The following is a 19,542-nucleotide window of genomic DNA, read 5'->3' on the forward strand; positions in this document are numbered from 1 at the left end:
GCCTGATTTTATACTTTTTTGTCGGAGTTATAGGAATCTAAGGTGTTCAATATCATGAGCCACTCTACTAATCAATCCAAATATACTCGCCGTTATCATCCGCGTCATCCTTTAGCACAATATGCTATTACTCAAATAGACACGCTTGAACTGCGTGCGCAAGATATTGTAAAAATTATGGGTTACCCTCTAAAGCATACCATACCCGCCTGTGAGCGCCTGCGTCATGTATTGTCGAATAAACATCTTGGGCTTGATAGTAGTTATATTGATAAATGCTTTACGGCTGAGGAGTTTCTAGTAAAGCTTTTCTTAATACTTGATATACCTTATGAGCCATTCGTAGAAGATATCGCCCAGATTAAATATCAGTTGGCGCATTTACCTAATTATTCACCCAAATATAGCTTACCGTCAGACGTTGGTTTTAGGTTTAATAGTGTACATTGGATGTCTCGTGATGCTACTAAGGATTATAAGTTGATTGTTGAGCAGAAGAGTGCGGAGATTGATAAAGTGGAGCGTAAACTGGCAAAAGCCAGCGGTGCTTAAGAAGAAGTACTTAAAGTTTTTTTAGTCGTAAACAGCGAATTTTTAAACATATCAACATAGCATAGCCTCACTATTATAGTGGGGCTTTTTTTTACCAACTGCTTTCTAATATATTATGATTAATGGCTTACTACTAGCTTGGCTTCGGGTCTTCGATTGCAATTTACTAGAGCTTAACGTGTTAGAGTTTGGATAGAGCAAAGGAGTTCTAACATGGGGGTAATATAATCATCATTGAAGGCAAGTGTTCGCGTTGTTATCATGAGCAGTAAAGGTGTTGTCTCTATGATTTAGCATAGAATATGGTAAATAGTAAGAGACAATAACCTTCATTTCTGACGTCACTCATCTCGATTCAACTGAGAAAAACATCTATGACTGCTTCATTACCTCTTTTGTACTCTTTTCGCCGCTGCCCATACGCCATACGTGCTAGGCTTGGCATCTTGTTTGCTGAGCAGCAAGTAGAGCTGCGGGAGATAGTACTAAAGAACAAGCCATCACAGATGGTAGCGATTAGCCCAAAAGGTACTGTACCTGTTCTACAGCTTACTGATGGTAAAGTGATTGAAGAAAGTAGAGAGATAATGGAGTGGGCACTTGAACAAAAAGATCCGCAAGGATTGCTTGATGCTGAGATTTTATCTCAGGCCAATGCGCTGATCGATAAAAATGATAATGACTTTAAGCATTGGCTGGATCGCTATAAATATGCTGACCGTCATTTGGAGATGACCCAAAAAGAGTATCGGCTACAGGGTGAAGAGTTTTTACAGGTTTTAGAAGAGTTGTTGAGTAATAAACATTACTTACTTGGAGATAAGGTAACCATTGCCGATATTGGCATCATGCCTTTTGTGCGTCAATTCGCTCATGTGGATCGCGATGTTTTTTACAATCTGCCTTACCCAAATTTGCAGCGTTGGCTACAACACTGGCTGGAGCATCCACTCTTTTTGCAAGCGATGTCCAAGTTTCAACCTTGGCAAGAAGAAGATGAGGAAGTGGTTTTTTCAGCTTAGCAATTAGCGCTTAAACCTTAGTAGTCCTTATTATGATTTAGTATCGCATTGAGTGTACTATTCCAAGCCTTAGTCAGATTATAATGTATTTAAATCACTGCTTATTTAAACGCTATTTATGTAAGATCCGCTATCAAAGAACATTTATACAAAACTATTGATATAATGCCCATCGCTATGAAATAAAGACTATAAATTATGGAACAAAGTAAAAACGCTGTAGAGCAAAAACCCGTATTTATGCCTAGAGTCAACAGTGACAATCTGGTAAAAACGGACATGGTTAGGTTTGAGCGGCATGTGGGGTTTGCAAGTCGCCAAAAGAAAAAGTCCATCAATGACCTACATCAAGTCATTCGCAAAAAGTATGGATTTAATAATGTCTTGGAGCTATCTAGTAAATCTGGTAATAAGCTAAGTTTTTTGTTAAGTCCACTCAGCTTACAGCTCACTGATGAGCATAGCGGCGGGCAGTATAGTGTCGAAAACATCTTTCAGGCCAGTAAGGTTTTTGAACAGGGTGGTCCCTATACTGACTTGCTGACAGCCCCGCCAAGACAAGCCAAAAAAGATGAGCGCTTACACGACTCAGGTCAGCTTATTAGCTACAATGATTTTGGTGTGGAGTGGGGTATTGAGCCGCTAACCGCGTTTTATGATTGGCTTTATATCAATGCACTAAAGCAAAACTCTCAGCTACATGAGGAGGTTATGCAATATCAAGCCTTTACCGATATTGAGTTTAATCCAAAAAAGTCTATCCATTGTGCGGCTTATTCGCTGGCGATGTTTGTGGCGCTCAGTAAGCGAGAGTTGCTCGGTAATGTTGAAGATCCAGGAACGTTTTACGATCTACATACTGAGTTTAAACTGAGTAATACAGAGCATCTTTTGGAAGAGGGGTGGTTTTGATAGTGAACCGTCCCAAGATTGTCGAAGACGAAACATTCTGAGTTAATACGAAAATATTGGGGCGGTTTAAAATGAAAGATCTGCTTTCACTGCCGTTTTTCGATTAGAGAGTAGCTTCGTTTGTCCGTCCTACGTCTTTTAATTCGTATAAGCTTTTTGATCTTTTAACATCATGAAGAAGCTCTTTCAACGCCATCTCGATTTATACGATTCTGGATACATTTCTAGGTTTTTGCCCATCTCTCCTGAAATAGGTATTGAATCTCCTATATAATGTGAGCCATCTCGTTGTTAATGATCCATTCAATTTAGGCTTTTTTCTTAGCAAGAAAGGCTTTTTATTAAGTAAAAACGGTGCTTTATGTTTAATGCTTCCTCGACTCGTTTAAATAAATACATCAGCGAAAGCGGTATTTGCTCTCGAAGAGACGCTGACCGCTTTATTGAACAAGGTAATGTGTATGTCAATGGCAAGCGTGCTTCAGTGGGTGAGCAGGTGGTTGCTGGAGATACGGTAAAAGTCAACGGGCAGCTCATTGAGCCGAAAGAAGCTGATGACTTTGTTTTTATTGTATTGAATAAGCCAGTCGGCATTGTTAGCACCACGGAAAGCTCCGAGAAAAATAACATTGTTGATTTTGTCAGACATAGCGTACGTATTTTCCCTATTGGCCGTTTGGATAAAGATTCCCAGGGTTTAATCTTTTTGACCAGTAATGGTGATCTGGTTAATAAGGTATTACGTGCTGGCAATAACCATGAAAAAGAATATTTGGTGACGGTGAATAAGCCGATAACAGATAATTTTATTGAGGGTTTGGCTGGTGGCGTGCCTATTTTGGGAAAGATGACGAAGAAGTGCCCGGTTACTAAGGTGGCGCCTAACGTATTTAACATCACGCTAGTACAAGGTTTGAATCGTCAAATTCGTCGCATGTGTGAGCATTTTGGCTATGAAGTCGTGAAGCTTGAGCGTACGCGGATTATGAATGTGAATCTTAAGGGTCTTCCAGTTGGAGATTGGCGAGATTTAACCCCAAAAGAGTTGTCTGTACTACTTAAATCTATAGAAGATTCTTCTGCCAATGTTAGTGCTCCGGCCAAGAAATCTCGTAATGCACCAAGAAAAAACGCTCGTACTGATACCTCGTCAAAGTCAAAGGCGTCTTCAAAACCACGGGGCGCAGCAAAGGGGAATAGTAAACACCCTAAAGACGGTGCTGGAAAACCAGCGGGTTCTAAAGGTGGGCGTCCTTCTGGTCATGGTAAGAAGGCTGGTGACAATGGCAAACCTGCTGCAAATGGCAAGCGCCCTGCAAAAGGTCGAGGTTCTCAGCGGTCTTCAAAACGATAGATTGATATGTAGTGCTCAGTTAATTAGGACGCCTGATTAGAGACGCTGTATAAAAATCCAGACAACTTAAGCTATCTTAGGTTTGGGATGATTACATTCGATGCGGGATAAAATAGAGTCTAGTATTAGACGCGTAAGTGGTACAAAAAACCTATCTTATTATCCACTGCAAAAATTTAAAGTGTGATTGCTTTGTTCATTTTTGAAATGGCAATAAGCTAGAGAACTTTAACCTTGACGAGATAATATTATGTTTAAAATAAAAGTAGAACGTATTGTCAAAAAACCGATTGACGATGTCTTTGAAGCCCTAAGTGACCATGCTAGTTATGCGTTATTTAAGTCTGTAGGTATTGCTGAGTTGTTGACTGAAGGTGATGAAGAGCGCAATGGAACTGGCGCTTTACGAACAGTACAAACCGGAGCCTTTAAAGTATGGGAGCGAATTACTGCGTTTGAGCGTCCTATTCATATGCAATATCAAATCGAAAAAGCCAAGCCTATAAAAATGGAACACTACAAGGGCATTATTGATTTAAAAGATTTAGGGGATGGAACCACACACGTGACTTGGGTGTCTGAAGGCCGACTGGTTGTGCCACTGATCGGAAGGGTTTTTGATCGTAAAATGCAGAAACAAGGCATGATAGTTTTTAATAGTATGCTCAAGTCTTTAGAAAGCCGCTAAGTTAGCGGCAATGTTTACTTTCTATCTCAGTCTTTTAGTAGTGACTTTTATGCTTTGATCTAAGCATAGCTCATGGAGTGCGGGCAACTACTGTTATTCTTGATCAGTCTTGTTCTTGGCAGCTTCAATTTCATTAAAGCGCGCTAATTGCTCCGGTGTGGCTTTTTGTTGATACTTCTCTTTCCACTCAGAATAAGGCATACCATAAACAAGTTCGCGCGCATCTTCATAGTCGATTTCGATACCACGCTCTTCACCAGCCGCTTTATACCATTTGGATAAACAGTTACGACAAAAGTCTGCAAGGTTCATCAGATCAATATTTTGTACATCTTTGCGCTCGTCTAAGTGAGCTAATAAGCGACGAAATGCTGCGGCTTCTAATTCAATGTTTGATTCTAATTTTGCCATAAATTTTTCCTCAGCGTTAATGCGTGTTTGTGGTTATGTGTGGTGTCTTAAAAGCAATGGTAACTATATACTGTTTGCCAGCCTATTACAGATGTAATAATATCAGATGATTCTCTTCTATATTTACAGTTTATCTATACTTACAACTTACTCTTCTAAGGGCTGACCATGGGTTTGAGAGACCATTCTTTTAAAAATCATAAAAAAACTATGTAGCCCTTATATCTAAGGGCTACGCAGTTCGGCAGTTTGATAATATTAGAGCATCTATCGATGCCTGATAACACTTAATAACAACAGTCAAGCGTCAATATGGTTAAGCATTACTTTTCAAATACTCTAACATGGTGTCTGCATCTGATACTTCAAAGGGGTCTATTGGGCAGTTGTCGCCAAAATCAGGTTCCTTAAACACTTTTTTGATGGCTTTATTGTCGATATACATCGAATAACGCCATGAGCGCATACCAAAGCCAAGATTACTCTTATCAACAAGCATACCCATTTTACGAGTGAACTCACCATTCCCATCAGGAAGCAAAAAAACGTTTTCACGGTTTTGTTTTAGGCCCCATTGGTACATGACGAACGCATCATTGACAGAAATGCAAACTATTTCATCTATACCTAACGCCTTAAACTCATCATAAAGCTCTTCGTAACGAGGGAGATGGCTGGTCGAACAAGTTGGCGTAAAGGCACCTGGTAGTGAGAATACGACCACTTTTTTATTGGCAAATAACTCATCCGTGGTTAGGTTATACCATGTGAATGGGTTGTCTCCTCCGATAGATTCATCACGAACACGAGTTTTAAAAGTTACATCAGGTACATGGGTAATCATTATTTACTCCGATTTAGGTTATTGTCTTTTTGTTTTCAAAATCCAGCATTTATATGATAATAGTTATAGTAGTTCATAAGCAAATCTTTAAGCTGATATTCACTATATAAGCTATCAAAATATATGACTTTTTTTAGACCTTACAAGCTATGAGCTATGCTGAAGAAACCGTACAACTAAAATTGGTAAACTAACGACTCTATGAGGAGTTTATCATGACCAAGAAAAAGCAACGCTACAGTGCAGCTTTCAAAGCTGAAATCATCGAATAGATAGTTGATAACAAAGGTAATGTTTCAGCGACTGCAAAGCAGCTAGATATAGCCATGCAGACATTATCTAACTGGCAAAACACAGCGAATGGAGGTTGTCGTATGCTCTCAGCATGTTGAGTCTCCGACAGTACTGGGGTGCTGGTGCGATTCACTTTGAAGTAATGAGTTGCCTCAGCATTATAAAGCCTATGGTGTAGTGGCAGCGACACTCAAAAGATATCAATTCTCATCCAAAGAGTAGCGCTTGTGTAGATAATGATTTTTGATAAAGTAGAGTATATGAATGAGTTTAGCAACCAAGGTAAGTAGTGATATAATGCCCCGATAATCGATATTTTATAAAAGGTTTATATTATGGCTCGTACAGCTAGCGCATCACATATTTTAGTAAAAGATAAAGAACTGGCTGAGGACATTATTAGTAAGCTTAAAAAAGGCGTCCAGTTTGATGTGCTAGCTAAAAAACATTCAACCTGCCCATCAGGTAAAAAAGGCGGTAACTTAGGCGAGTTTAAAAAAGGCGACATGGTACCGGCATTTGATAAAGTCTGCTTCAACGGCGAGCTATTTACCCCACATTTAGTAAAAACCAAATTTGGCTGGCATGTGATTAAAGTGCTTTACAGGACATAAGAGTTAGAGTCTGTAGTGGCATAGAGGCTTTGGACTGTTTTTAATAGATGATGGACAAGAAAAGCCAGACAACTAAGCTGTCTGGCTTTTTTATGATTAATACTTATCTGTCTGCCAAAAATTATGCTCACATATACAGCTACTTCAATCAGACAAGGATAATTGCAGTACTCACATATAACATCGTCTAAGTAAGCATAGCATTGGGAAATCGTCTCAAACTGGGTTTTCTATATTATGTGCTCTATTTCTTTCTAAATCGCCTTACCACCAAAAATATCCAAAAATTGATTGACAGTTTTCGATGCATCCGAGAGAGGGTTGTCAAAAAGGTTAATCGATCGGTTGCAAATGATACGGTTAAGCTAAAAAAATTCAAGAGTTTGAAAAGGACATGCCTAGTTTTGAAGGTGAGGTTACAAGCTTAGATAGTTATAATGACTATGTGCTAACTGTGATTAGTCAACTTAAACAGAATAATAAAGGAAGTCTTTCTTCTGCTTTGATCAGCTATGTGATGCATCTTTTGTTGATAGTTAATGATTTGGTGGTGTGTCAAAAAGTATACTGATTAAAATTTGAACAATTCTTGAAGCCTTGAAAGCCCTATAGAATCAGAGAACTTAGCATAGATTTCTTATTGACTTTTATCGCCAGCATACTTTTTAGAACACCACCAATAATTTAACTAGTGAAGAAACAGAAACGCTAGGTTAGTGTGTGAGAGATTGAAAATATGTCTTTTAATAGTAACAAACGGTTGCTACCTCTTCACAACCTTGCTGATAGTAGCGGCCTATTACCGCTAACTTAAAGTCTGTGTCGCACTTCATAACATCCATATATTGTGTCCAATTAATGGGGCAGGGCAAGTTCAATAAAAAGGTTTGAAGAAGCTTAAAGGTTATAAGTATGTTATTAAGTGAGCTATTGATTAGTAGTTTTCTAAATAGTGAGCACGATTTCATTAATAAATATTGGATATCGTAAAGTATATAAAGAAGAATCAAAACATAAAGTATATGTAAATCTATACTTTATGTAAAACCTATCAGACACAAAAAAACCTCAAGTAAACGAATACTTGAAGCAAAACTTGCTTAGACTTAAAAATCTAAATTCGTTTTAAGTAGGAATGAGCACTAGTAAAATCTAATACTTAGCATCCCAAACAATATCTCTATATCTATTTGGATTAGTATCTCCTTCAGAGCTAAATACTAAGACTACGGAGTCTTGATCCAAACCTAACTTTTCAAGTAGATCATGATTTGAGGGGTCGCTACAAAGCTTGTAAAGCACACCAAGTGTAATTGCGCCAGATTCTCCACTAATAACTCGAGGATCATCTTGTAAAGGATTACCCAGTACTCGCATACCAGTGGCAGTTACGTTGTCATCAACAGAAGCAAAGTAATTACTGCAATCTTTTAAAATCTGCCAAGTGACTGGATTTGGTTCACCGCAAGCAAGCCCTGCCATGATACTGTTTAGTTCACCCGTTACATTAACGATTTCACCTTGCGCACTGGTACCGGAGCGATAAATACAGTCAGCTGCTACAGGTTCTGCAATAATGGTTTCAAAGTTGTCTGCACCAAGCTTGTCTGCAAGATAGCCCAGTACACCACCAGCCATCGAACCAACACCTGCTTGTAGTATTACATGAGTTGGCATTCCTTCAGACATTTCAGCTGCTTGTTCAATAGCTTCATCTGCCATGGTCATGTAGCCTTGGGCGATCCAGGTCGGTATTTTCTCATAGCCTTTCCAAGCGGTATCCTGCACTAAAATCCAGCCATTTTCTTCGGCTGTTTTATTTGCTAGGCGGACTGTATCATCATAATTTATATCGGTTACGATACATTCTGCACCTAATCCTCGAATACGCTCGACACTTACTGGTGATGATCCCTTCGGCATATAGACAACAGCTCTTTGTCCCATTTCACGAGCAGCCCACGCTACTCCAGTGCCATGATTACCAGCTGTTGCTGTCGAAAATACTAGAGGCTTGTCTAATTTAGAAGATACTGTTTTTAAATCAATTTCTGTAATATCAATGTCAATATATTCAGCTAATAAACTTCCTAAAGCATAGGAGCCACCTAGAACTTTGAATGCGTTGAGTCCAAAACGATGAGATTCATCCTTAACTAGGATTGATTTTACACCAAGTTTTTCCGCTAACATTGGTAATGAGACTAGAGGCGTCGGTTTATAACCATCAATCTGACAGTGAAATTTACGTATTTTTTTAGCTGATTCTGCATTAAAAAGGGACGAGTTTTGACCTGTATAAAAATGGTTTTCAGATATTTTCAGCATAATGTTCTCTTATAAATAAAGAGGAGAAATGATACTGCGGTAGCAATATCGTCTTATAGACTATCGAATAAAAGCAATTGCTTCTATTTCTACCAAAGCATCTTTTGGTAAACGAGCTGCCTCAAAACAAGTGCGACTTGGTGCAGCCTCAGTACCGAATACTTCAGTATAAACATCATTAAACGCAGAGAAGTTTTCCATATCAGAAAGCAGACATGTTGTTTTCAGTACTGAGTCTAAAGAGGCACCACTTGCTTCAAGTATCGCTTTTAAATTGGCTAGAGACTGGCGTGCTTGCTCTATGATTCCACCTTCCACAAACTCCATTGTTTTAGGATCTAGTGGTAATTGTCCTGAGGTAAAGACTAGCTCTTTAAATGCCATACCTTGAGAGTATGGTCCAATTGCTGCTGGTGCTGCATCTGTATGGATTGTTTTTTTCATTACCAATTCCTTTTGTTGGTTATTAGGATTTAAATTCTCGGATATATTTATAGATTGCATGGCGAGTGATTCCTAAATGCTCAGAAACCATTGCTGTTGCTTCTTTAAATTCAAATATTTCATTTTCAAGTAAAACTTTAGTTATAGCTTTGTTTCTACCTTTCTGGTTAACCGATGAGTCATTGTCAATTTCCAAAATTGCGTTATTAAGTGCTTGTTCAATTATATCTGTTGCAGATGAACTAAAGTTTTCATTAACGCCAGCATGTAAACCTGCCATATCCGGCATTAACGTTTGAATAATTTCTGGAAAAGGGCAGGATAAATTCATATTTATGCAGAACAATCCAATTGGTTTACCATCTTGACCCGCTAATACACAAGTAGTTGATTTGAGCAAAGCGCCATCTTTACTGGTAGTAAAATAACTTTTTGGTGCTACTTCGCCTGTTTTCTTGAACTGGCTGAGCATCTTTAACCCTACATCTGTAATAGGTGAATAGACAGTACGACCAGTATGGTGACCATTGACTATTTTAACGACTGATTTCTCAAAGCTTGCAAATGAATGAATCACTATTTCGCAATGAGGACCTATTAAGTCAGCGATTGTGTCAGCAAGTCGAAAGTAAGTTTCTAAGAACTTTGCATCTTCATCGGTAAATTCTGCGTTTAGTGCCTTAAATATTGTTTTTTTCACTTTTGAATCACTATTGTTAACCAAGTATGTTGCTTATATTGGTCTTCATAAAATAAAAACGCAAGCTAGAAATTAACTTTGCGTCACTATAAGACCATAAGTTTTGAATCAACGCAACTGTAAAGTTCACTAAATGTAATAATAATTAGCTACTTTTAATAAGTTAAAGTAATTTTTATGTATAGATAAATCGTTGATACAAAAGGTCTGTGACTACTTATTTACATAAAGTAACAATATATCAATTATTTTACACTCTTATAACGGATACTATATTTAACTATTGAGAAGCAATATTTTATTCAGGTAATTTTTATCTAAATAACGACAACCGTAAGGCCTATAGTTCACTTATGTGGCTTTTGGTCATGTACCCTACTGTGATAACAAGGAAGATGTCACCATGATTAACTATCTACAACGTGGTTTTGAGCAGTCTGAATTTGAAGAAAGAACTGCCCGTGCACAGAAAGTTATGCACAATATGAAATTGGACGCGATGTTTTTTACCACTGAACCAAACGTACGTTACTTCACAGGGTTTCATACCCAGTTTTGGAAGAGTCCAACGCGACCTTGGTTTATAGTTATACCCGCAGAAGGCAAGCCAATCGCAGTTGTACCTGAAATCGGTACCAGTGGTATGGCGGAGACTTGGGTTGATGACATCATCACTTGGCCATCGCCACGACCAGAAGACGATGGCATTAGCCTCGTTGCTGATACCTTAAATATGCTACCGAATCGCTATGGTCGTGTGGGGGCGACGCTAGGTATCGAATCGCACTTACGTATGCCGATTAACAACTACCTACAGCTTACTGAAAAAGTAAATAAAGAGTTTGTTGACATCTCTTTAGCGGTACATGAGCTGCGCCAAATTAAATCTCAGGCTGAGATTGAAAAAACGCGTGAAGTCTGTCGAATTACCAATTTCGGTTTTAATAAACTGCCCAGTTATGCTCGTGTCGGTATGACGGAGCGTGAAATCTGTAAACAGCTACGTATCGATATGTTGCAAGAAGGTGCAGATGAATGTCCATATATCATTGCAGGTTCTGGGTATGATGGCTATGACAGTATCATTATGGGCCCGACAGATCGAGCCATTGAAGATGGTGATGTATTAATTATTGATACTGGCGCAGCTCGTGATGGTTACTTCTCTGACTTTGATCGTAACTGGGCTTTTGGGCATGCAAGCGAGCAAACTAAAGCGGCTTATCGTGCTACATATGAAGCCACAACCAAAGGCTTTGAAGCTGCACGTCCTGGTGCAACCACTACGGATATATATAATGCAATGTGGGGTGTATTAGAGGCTAATGGCGCATTAGGGAATGATGTTGGCCGTCTGGGTCACGGCCTAGGTATTGAGCTGACAGAACGGCCATCCATTACCGCAACTGATAATTCTGTCCTCAAAGCGGGCATGATAATGACACTTGAGCCTGGCATGGTGTATGCGCCGGGAAAATCTATGGTGCACGAAGAGAATATCGTGATTACAGAAGACGGTGCAGAGTGGTTAAGTGTGCGCGCTGAGCCTGAGCTTATCATTATTAAATAATCCGCAGGAGTAGCTGTTATGTCAGATATATCAACAAAAACTGCGGAACCTAAACAAGGTCGATTAATATTTTTTAGCACCATGAGCTTTATTGTTTTAGTAGTAGCAGCAGGGATATTATTTCCAGATAAATTGTACACAGTAGGCATTGGTACTATGACTTATCTGACCGATACTTTCGGTTGGATATATATGGCAGGCTCATTTCTTTTTGTCATGTCGATGTTTTATCTTGCTTTTAGTAAGTATGGTGATATTAAACTTGGTGCTGATGATGCCAAACCTGAATTTAGCACGTTTTCTTGGATAGGTATGCTGTTTTCAGCAGGTATGGGTACGGTCATGCTCTATTGGGGTGTGGCAGAGCCTGTATATCATTATATGGAACCGCTATCTACCACTGGTATCCTTCCGCAAACTGCAGAAGCCGCGGAATTTGCAATGAAGCAGAGTTTTATTCACCAAGGTATTCAAGCTTGGTCGGCTTTTTCAGTGGTTGGTTTGGCTGTCGGTTATCTGATGTACCGCAAAAAAGAGAGCGGTCTAATAAGTAATATTCTCATTCCTTGGGGACGTGATAAAGCCAGTGGTTCGCTTGGAAAAATAGTTAATATAATCTGTGTCTTTGGTGCTATCGCTGGTATTTCAACTTCCCTTGGTCAAAGTGGACTATCCTTAGGAGTTAGTTTTTCTTACCTTTTTGGTACACCTGACGCGCCTTGGGTCGTCTTTTTACTCGTTGGTGTAATTGCTTTAATTACTATTGTATGTACCACGACCGGTCTTGAAAAAGGCATTAAATTGCTCTCAGATTATAATGCCTACCTGCTAATTGCTCTTATTCTACTAGTAGGATTTGTCGGGCCAACGACGACTATGATCAATGTCTATTTTGATTCTATCGGTAACTATATCAATGACTTTTTTAAAGATGCGTTGATGCTACCAACATTCGCAGCAGAGGAAGAGGCACCTTGGATTCGGGGTTGGCCAATCTATTATTACGCTTGGGCTATTGCTTGGGCACCCTTTGTAGGTCCATTCATTGCGCGGGTCTCTAAAGGACGTACTATACGCGAGTTTGTTTTGGGTTCAATGATTCTACCTTGTCTTGGCATCTTCTTATGGGTTGCCTTCTTTGGGACTATAGGTATTCAGTCGGAGCCTGCGGTATTAGAAGCAGCGGCAGCGTCCTCAAAAGCGGCAACCTTTATTGTATTAGAAGACTTTCCATTAGGTAAGGTTATCTCGCTAGGTGTGGTTATCGCGCTATTTACTTGCTTTATTACCTCACTTAACAGTTCTACTTTCACCCTAGCCAGCATGAGTGAAGAAGGTTCAGATAATCCCAGCAATAAGATGAAAATTATCTGGGTAATCGCTCAATCAGCTATGGCACTTACGCTAATGATGAGTAGTACAGGTATTGATTTATTACAAAGTATTAGCTTGATATTTGCATTGCCGTTGATGTTCGTACTTTTCTTGTGTGTTGCCAGTACCTTTAAAATGCTACGTGCTGAATTTGCAGAAGAATCTACACTTACCTCTAAAAGTGTTGCAGTAAAAATAACAAAAGATATAGAAACTGATTAACCAAAATCTGACTATTAAATAAGCCCTTACAAGTTTTGAAATATTAGATGCCAAGTTTTTAAATAAAATAGAGGTGTTCTAATGGCAAACTTATTTCTAATTAAGAGTTTAGTAAAATGAGAACAATAGACGAATTTAAAAATTTTGAAACACCTCTATCTTACGTTCCTGCAGAAAGAATGAACAGAGTTCATATAGGGCTTGTACAGTTGAGTACAGACCATTCATTGGAAATGGATTGGGCAAAATTGGTTGGTTCACAAGCGGCAGTATTTAGTACTCGAGTTTTTTATAGCAGTGAAATGAACGCAAAAGCACTTAATCAAATTGCAACGGGGATTAGTGATGCATCTAAGCTAATTGCAATGGGACTACCGATGGATGTCATGGCATTCGGCTGCACTTCAGCATCCATCATCATTGGTGAAGAAAGAGTTGCAAAACTATTAACCGAAAATCGAGGCAATATTCCAGTAACAAACCCATGGACAGCGGCCCAATCTGCATTTAAGCATCTTGGTGCTAATAAAATAGCAGTGTTTTCACCCTATACAACAGAGGTAAACTTTCCGCTTTACCAACAACTAACGCAGGCAGGGTTCGAAGTCTCTGTATTAGGGTCATTAGGCATAGAGAAAGATACCGATATTACTTTGGTATCTAAAGAGTCAATGTTCGAGGCGCTAAACCAGTTGTTGCCAGACTCAGGTGCTGACTTGGTGTTTATGTCTTGTACTAATCTAAGAGTATTAGATCACATTCAAGAAATTGAAGATATGTTTGATATGCCAGTTGTGTGTAGTACCTCAGCAATGTTCTGGCACGCAATGCATCTCACAGGAAAGAAAGCCATTTGCCCAGGCTACGGAAGTTTACTAAATAGTTAAATCATAATTAGCTTAGATATTCCGAAGTAATCTCAAGCTAATTATGAACATATATAGACACTGAATAAGGCTACAAATTATATGATTAAGATCGTTTGTTGCTGTTTTAAGTTTTAAGTGTAAACCGAGTATTAATTTTATATTAACTATCAATAGATATCTTAAATTTAAAAGGAGTTTAAATGGGTATCTTCAATAAAATCGATGATTTTGTTTCGATGATAACAGAATGGATTCTTGGCATCAGTATCATACTGATGGCAGTTACTTTGATTGCAAACGTCATAGCTAGGAAAGTATTTTCTAATAGCATTCCTGCAGCAGATGAGATTGGCGCTACGCTTCTCATTCTTGTTACCTTTAGTGGTATCGGTTACGCAGCTAGAAAGGGACGACATATTAGAATGTCAGCAATTTTTGACGCTGTACCCTTTAAAGCACAAAAAGTATTAATCATTATCATATCGATTGCAACTTGCATCACTTATTTATACGTCTGTTACATCGCATATGAATATATTCAGCATACTAGAATGTTAGGAAGAGTAACTTCAGCTCTTGAGTTGCCAGCATGGATCATACAGCTCGTCGTTCCTATCGGTTTTGGTTTAGGTGCTATTCAATATTTTTTAAACGTTATTGTAAATATAAAAGAGCCTGAACTATATATTGGAACAGAAAAAATAGATGGAGGTGATGGGATGGAACCCGATTTGTATACTGTGGATGAAGAAACGAGCGGAGGCCCTAAGGATGTTAATTAGCCTCTTGGTAGTTATGATTGTACTGCTTCTTATGGGTTTTCCCATGATGATGACAATGTTATTTTCAACACTCTTTTATATGATTTTTTTTATGCCTGATGTTGAAACTTTCACTTCAGTTCAACAAATGGTTCTTGGTGTACAAAGCCCTGTGCTGTTAGCCATTCCAATGTTTATGCTTGCCGCAGACATTATGTGTACGGGACAGACCTCAAAACGGCTTCTTGATTTTGTCGAAAGTTATGTAGGGCACCTCCCTGGTGGAATGGCAACGACGACAGCTATTACGTGTGCACTTTTCGGATCTATTTCAGGATCAACACAGGCAACGGTGGTGGCTGTCGGACGTCCTGTTCGTAATAGACTTCTTGAAAATGGTTATGATGACAGCGAAGTTATGGCGTTGATCATAAATGCTAGTAATTTGGCATACCTAATTCCTCCTAGTTTAGGCATGATTGTTTACGGAGTTGCTAGTGGTGCTTCTATTGGTGACCTATTTATTGCAGGCATAGGCCCTGCAATTCTAATTATAATTATGTTTTCTATTTATAGTGCTTTTTATGCAAAGGTTAAAAAAATCCCAAGTCTAAAAAAAGCATCGAATAAACAAAGGTGGGTTGCAACTAAAAAATGTCTTCTCGCTTTCGGATTTCCCTTAATTATTATGGGAGGTATTTATACAGGAATATTTAGTCCTACTGAAGCCGCTGCCGCCGCTGTACTCTATGCAATCATTGTAGAAGTAGGCTTCTATAAAAGCATTAAAATTCAAGAAATTTATAATATAGCTCTATCAACAGGCGTTATTACCACTGTGGTTTTCATTCTTGTTGCAGTAGGGGCTGCTTTTTCTTGGATTATCTCTTACGCTAGAGTGCCGCAGTTAATAGCTGAAGGACTTTTAGGAAATGATCCTTCAATCCTTACCATACTACTCGTTGTTAATATATTCTTTTTTATAGGATGTATGTTCGTAGAAGCAATCGTTGTTATTCTAATTCTCACTCCAATATTTGTACCAATTGCTTCTGCAGCTGGTATAGACCTTATTCATCTCGGCATCATAGTAACATTGCAGGTAGCCATTGGCTCAGGGACTCCGCCTTTTGGTACAAGCATTTTTACCTGTAGCGCTATCTTTGATCAACCTTACTTAAAAGTAATAAAAAACCAGGGTCCTTATATCGCTATGCTACTGATAGCCTGTGTGCTCGTTTCGGCATTCCCTAGTATATCGTTGTATTTAGGAAGCTTCGCTCAATAATTTTTTTGCAATTAAAGGATATAATGCAATGAAGAATATAAAGTCATATCTCGCCCTTGCTTTGTCGCTACCATTGTTGTTTGGTTGTGGCTCTAATGAAAGTGCCTCCACAAACGATCCAGATAAAGTTTATACGGTTAAAGTCACTCATGAAGAATACGCCGATACTGTACCTGATCTTTATGCTAAAGAACTAGCAAAACGTGTTGAGGAAAAAAGTAATGGTAGAATGAAATTTGAAGTATTTCAGGTTGGTCAGTTGGGAGTCGGTGTTGATTTAGTTGATCATCTTTTAACCGGAGCAACTCAGATGGCCATCATGAGCCCTGGTAACGTCGCAACAATCGTACCTGAAGGTCAGGTTTTTGCCCTTCATTATTTGCTCCCAACGGATGTGAAAGAGGCTTATGATTTTTTGGCAGAGAGCAAGGTTGCAAATACTGACCTACCAGCTATTTATGCTGAAAAAAACCTCAAACTAATGGACTTATGGCCTCTTGGAGGCAGTCAATGGCTTACTAAGAAGAACATACAAAGTCCTTCTGATTTTGATGGAATGGCTTTTAGAACCATGGATACGCCTCTAATTGTCAAAAACTACGAAGCATACAACGCCAATCCTACGCCTGTCTCATACACTGATGTTTATAGCGGCTTGCAGCTAAATATGGTTTCAGGAGTAGAAAACCCGCTTGGTGCTTTAGTAGATATGAAATGGTACGAAGTTCAAGATTATTTAATCATGTCTAATCATATTATGTATCTTGAAGGTGTTTTCCTTAATGACAAATACTTTAATTCACTTCCTGAAGATCTGCAAATTATTCTAAGTGAAACTATTGATGAGATGCATGACTATGCTTTCGAACTTCAGAAAAAAGCTAATGAAGACGCTGGGAAAGTACTGGCTGAGAATGTCAAAGTGATGCATCTATCTAATGAACAGACTGCGAAATTCAAAGCTGCAGCGCTTCCTGTTCGTGATTATTTCAAGAAAAATGAAAGTGAAAGATCTGCTAAAGTACTTGAAGACCTAGAAGCAGAAATAAGCGCATTTGAAAAAAAGTAGATACAGAGATCTTCACATAATAGTAACTGTTAGAACAAATAAACCTAGGGCAGCATGACAGTGCTGCCCTTTTTAAAGTTATTAGGAGAAAATTATGACTCTAGCAAAAAAAGTCGCTGAATGGCGCCGTCACATCCATCAATATCCTGAGCTAAGCACTAAAGAGTTTAAAACTGCAGAATTCGTTGCTAATAAGCTTGAGACGTTTGGGCTAGAAGTACATCGTGGTATCGGTGGCACTGGTGTAGTAGGTATTTTGAAAAATGGTACTAGCACGCGTTCCATTGGTCTGCGCGCCGATATGGATGCTTTACAAATTCATGAACAAAATACTTTTGATTATGTCTCCAAAAATGAAGGCGTTATGCACGCTTGTGGTCATGACGGTCACACCGCCATGCTACTTGGTGCAGCTCATGTGTTGGCAGAAAATAAAAGCTTTGATGGCACCGTGTATTTTATTTTTCAGCCAGATGAAGAGCGCGGTACTGGGGCTAAAGCGATGATTGCTGATGGTTTATTCACCCGTTGGCACATGGATGCTATCTATGGCATGCACAATATCCCCGGTGTCGCCAAAGGCAAGTTTGTCACGCGACCAAACGCACTGATGGCCAGTGAAAGCAGCTTTAAAATTATCATCAATGCCACTGGTGGTCATGCCGCACTACCGCATATGGGTACTGACCCGATTGTCGTGGGCGCGCAAGTGGTGACCGCGCTGCAAACCATCGTCTCGCGCAATTTGAGTGCTATTGATGAAACCGCCGTGATTTCAGTGACTAACTTTGAGACTAATGGCACGGTGAATGTTATCCCCTCAAAGGTAACGATTACCGGAGACACACGTAGCTTTACCGATTCAGCAATGCACAAAATTGAAAAAGCTATTGAGCGCGTGGTGGCAGGGCAATGTATGTCGGCAGGCGTAGAATATGAGTATAATTTTAACAATAGCTATTTATCCACAGTTAATACGCCAGAGCAGACCGCCCACGCAGTAAGTGCTGCCCAGAAAGTAGTTGGCGCTGAGAATGTAGATGGCAGTTGCGAGCGTTACACCATTAGTGAGGACTTCTCATTTATGCTACGCGAAGTTGATGGCTGCTACATTTTAATTGGTAATGGGGAGGGCGAGTGTGGCGGTACCGCACTGCACAATCCGCTCTATGATTTTAATGACGATATTCTCTCAATTGGAATAGAATATTGGAAAACTTTAGTAAATAATCAGCTTGATTAGCGGTATCTGTATTTTATAATGTCTATATTTAGAAAACTAGAATTGCGGCTTTCATGTCGCAATTCTTTTTAATATTAGGGACTGTCCTAGATAAGTAAAATTATTTAGGATAGCCCGTAATTTTATTTTAAGTATTAGAAAAGTATTGCCGTAAGCTAGAGATTTTTATAAAAAGTCGTGATTTAATCAGAGCTATAGAGAAAGGTGGTTGGTACGAAGTAAGTGTTGTTGGTAGTCATGACTATTTTAAAGCGGGCTGGGTTGACTATCTGACTCGTTCATTTTCCAATACATAAACTTAAGATTATTAGGAGTTGAGGATGAAATATCCCATAGCAATCCAACAAGGTGATGACAATACTGCGTATGGCGTCATTATCCCAGATATAGCGGGCTGCTATTCAGCTAGTGATGAGTATGAAAATATTTTGAAAAATGCTAAAGAAGCTATTGTGCTTCATATAAGTGGCATGATAGAAGATGGCGAACCAATTCCTATGCCTACTGATAGTAATAAATATAAAGATGCCCCAGATTTTGAGGGAATGTCTTGGGCAACGGTCGATGTTCAAATAGATGAGTTTTATTAATAAAGTTGAATGGTAATCAATATACGCAATAAATGAGAATGGAACTCATGCTAGTCGATACAGGCATATTGCTATAAGCAATTACAAATAGTAGTAGATTGAATAGATCGGTACTCATAATGTAAATAGCATTTAGATGAACTGCTTATTTAAATGCTATTTATGCCAGACAAGTTGTGAAAGAATATTTATACGAGAGTATCGATATAATAAGGTATATCGCTATGGAACATGGAATGAGCAGACGCTATTAGAACTAAAAGAAAAAATAGATGTCATAATCTATGCTGAAGCTCATTTAGGGATAAGCTCTTAACCTCACCGATTTTAATGAGTATTAGGTGTTTTGATAAATCAGAACTGTTAAAAATATTATTGGACGTGATTGCTCGG

The 19,542-nt window shown here is 38.9% G+C and carries 19 protein-coding genes and 1 pseudogene; 15 read left to right on the forward strand and 5 right to left on the reverse strand.

Annotated features, from left to right (window positions below; all coding sequences use genetic code 11):
* Positions 1-54 precede the first annotated feature (54 nt).
* The 5 genes from AK823_RS14140 (at position 55) to AK823_RS05225 (ending at position 4,528) form a co-directional block, all read left to right on the forward strand.
* On the forward strand, positions 55-552 hold the full coding sequence (locus AK823_RS14140; protein WP_203226577.1) for a hypothetical protein: 498 nt from the start codon (positions 55-57) through the stop codon (positions 550-552).
* A gap of 374 nt (positions 553-926) precedes the next feature.
* Positions 927-1,574 (forward strand): glutathione S-transferase, encoded by a 648-nt coding sequence (locus AK823_RS05210; RefSeq protein WP_082785643.1) that lies wholly within the window; start codon positions 927-929, stop codon positions 1,572-1,574.
* 198 nt (positions 1,575-1,772) lie between these two features.
* Positions 1,773-2,486, forward strand: a complete 714-nt coding sequence (locus AK823_RS05215) for a hypothetical protein (protein WP_068326942.1) — start codon at positions 1,773-1,775, stop codon at positions 2,484-2,486.
* 361 nt (positions 2,487-2,847) lie between these two features.
* A complete protein-coding gene (gene rluF / locus AK823_RS05220; protein WP_068326945.1) occupies positions 2,848-3,840 on the forward strand; it encodes a 23S rRNA pseudouridine(2604) synthase RluF in 993 nt (330 codons plus the stop codon).
* 250 nt (positions 3,841-4,090) lie between these two features.
* Complete coding sequence (locus AK823_RS05225) at positions 4,091-4,528, forward strand: SRPBCC family protein (protein WP_068326948.1); 438 nt, start codon at positions 4,091-4,093, stop codon at positions 4,526-4,528.
* 93 nt (positions 4,529-4,621) lie between these two features.
* Here the strand turns inward: AK823_RS05225 and AK823_RS05230 are convergent, their stop codons facing one another.
* Both AK823_RS05230 and AK823_RS05235 read right to left on the reverse strand, forming a co-directional pair.
* Complete coding sequence (locus tag AK823_RS05230; protein WP_068326951.1) at positions 4,622-4,939, reverse strand: DUF1244 domain-containing protein; 318 nt, start codon at positions 4,937-4,939, stop codon at positions 4,622-4,624.
* 316 nt (positions 4,940-5,255) lie between these two features.
* Positions 5,256-5,783, reverse strand: coding sequence for a peroxiredoxin (locus AK823_RS05235; protein ID WP_068326955.1), 528 nt, complete (start codon positions 5,781-5,783; stop codon positions 5,256-5,258).
* A 215-nt stretch (positions 5,784-5,998) separates the two neighbouring features.
* Between AK823_RS05235 and AK823_RS14040 the strand changes: the two are divergent.
* A pseudogene (locus AK823_RS14040) lies at positions 5,999-6,151 on the forward strand (transposase); the annotation flags it as partial.
* Between the two features lie 261 nt (positions 6,152-6,412).
* Positions 6,413-6,691 carry a peptidylprolyl isomerase gene (locus AK823_RS05240; protein ID WP_068326958.1) on the forward strand — a complete coding sequence of 93 codons (279 nt, stop codon included), beginning with the start codon at positions 6,413-6,415 and terminating at the stop codon, positions 6,689-6,691.
* Positions 6,692-7,843: 1,152 nt separating this feature from the next.
* On the opposite strand, the gene dpaL is transcribed toward AK823_RS05240, so the two are convergent.
* The 3 genes from dpaL to AK823_RS05255 are packed head-to-tail and all read right to left on the reverse strand — an operon-like array spanning position 7,844 to position 10,187.
* On the reverse strand, positions 7,844-9,019 hold the full coding sequence (dpaL, locus tag AK823_RS05245) for a diaminopropionate ammonia-lyase (protein WP_068326960.1): 1,176 nt from the start codon (positions 9,017-9,019) through the stop codon (positions 7,844-7,846).
* A 60-nt stretch (positions 9,020-9,079) separates the two neighbouring features.
* Positions 9,080-9,463: a RidA family protein gene (locus AK823_RS05250; protein WP_068326962.1), complete on the reverse strand. Its 384-nt coding sequence runs from the start codon at positions 9,461-9,463 to the stop codon at positions 9,080-9,082.
* A gap of 22 nt (positions 9,464-9,485) precedes the next feature.
* Positions 9,486-10,187, reverse strand: a complete 702-nt coding sequence (locus tag AK823_RS05255) for a PAS domain-containing protein (protein ID WP_203226578.1) — start codon at positions 10,185-10,187, stop codon at positions 9,486-9,488.
* Positions 10,188-10,566: 379 nt separating this feature from the next.
* Here AK823_RS05255 and AK823_RS05260 point away from each other — a divergent pair, with 379 nt between their 5' ends.
* From AK823_RS05260 to AK823_RS05295, 8 genes are all read left to right on the forward strand, one after another.
* On the forward strand, positions 10,567-11,733 hold the full coding sequence (locus tag AK823_RS05260) for a Xaa-Pro peptidase family protein (protein ID WP_068326965.1): 1,167 nt from the start codon (positions 10,567-10,569) through the stop codon (positions 11,731-11,733).
* Between the two features lie 18 nt (positions 11,734-11,751).
* Positions 11,752-13,329, forward strand: coding sequence for a BCCT family transporter (locus AK823_RS05265; RefSeq protein WP_068326968.1), 1,578 nt, complete (start codon positions 11,752-11,754; stop codon positions 13,327-13,329).
* Positions 13,330-13,538: 209 nt separating this feature from the next.
* Complete coding sequence (locus AK823_RS05270; protein WP_203226579.1) at positions 13,539-14,216, forward strand: aspartate/glutamate racemase family protein; 678 nt, start codon at positions 13,539-13,541, stop codon at positions 14,214-14,216.
* A gap of 182 nt (positions 14,217-14,398) precedes the next feature.
* The gene (locus AK823_RS05275) at positions 14,399-14,980 is read left to right on the forward strand and encodes a TRAP transporter small permease (protein ID WP_068326974.1); all 582 of its coding nucleotides are present in this window, start codon (positions 14,399-14,401) and stop codon (positions 14,978-14,980) included.
* A gap of 13 nt (positions 14,981-14,993) precedes the next feature.
* Positions 14,994-16,247: a TRAP transporter large permease gene (locus AK823_RS05280; RefSeq protein ID WP_228138934.1), complete on the forward strand. Its 1,254-nt coding sequence runs from the start codon at positions 14,994-14,996 to the stop codon at positions 16,245-16,247.
* A gap of 28 nt (positions 16,248-16,275) precedes the next feature.
* On the forward strand, positions 16,276-17,316 hold the full coding sequence (gene dctP / locus AK823_RS05285; RefSeq protein ID WP_068326979.1) for a TRAP transporter substrate-binding protein DctP: 1,041 nt from the start codon (positions 16,276-16,278) through the stop codon (positions 17,314-17,316).
* A gap of 94 nt (positions 17,317-17,410) precedes the next feature.
* Positions 17,411-18,559, forward strand: coding sequence for a M20 aminoacylase family protein (locus tag AK823_RS05290; protein WP_068326983.1), 1,149 nt, complete (start codon positions 17,411-17,413; stop codon positions 18,557-18,559).
* A gap of 320 nt (positions 18,560-18,879) precedes the next feature.
* Positions 18,880-19,149 (forward strand): type II toxin-antitoxin system HicB family antitoxin, encoded by a 270-nt coding sequence (locus AK823_RS05295; RefSeq protein WP_068326986.1) that lies wholly within the window; start codon positions 18,880-18,882, stop codon positions 19,147-19,149.
* Positions 19,150-19,542 lie beyond the last annotated feature (393 nt).

This window comes from Psychrobacter sp. P2G3 (assembly GCF_001593285.1).
Taxonomy (GTDB): Bacteria; Pseudomonadota; Gammaproteobacteria; order Pseudomonadales; family Moraxellaceae; genus Psychrobacter.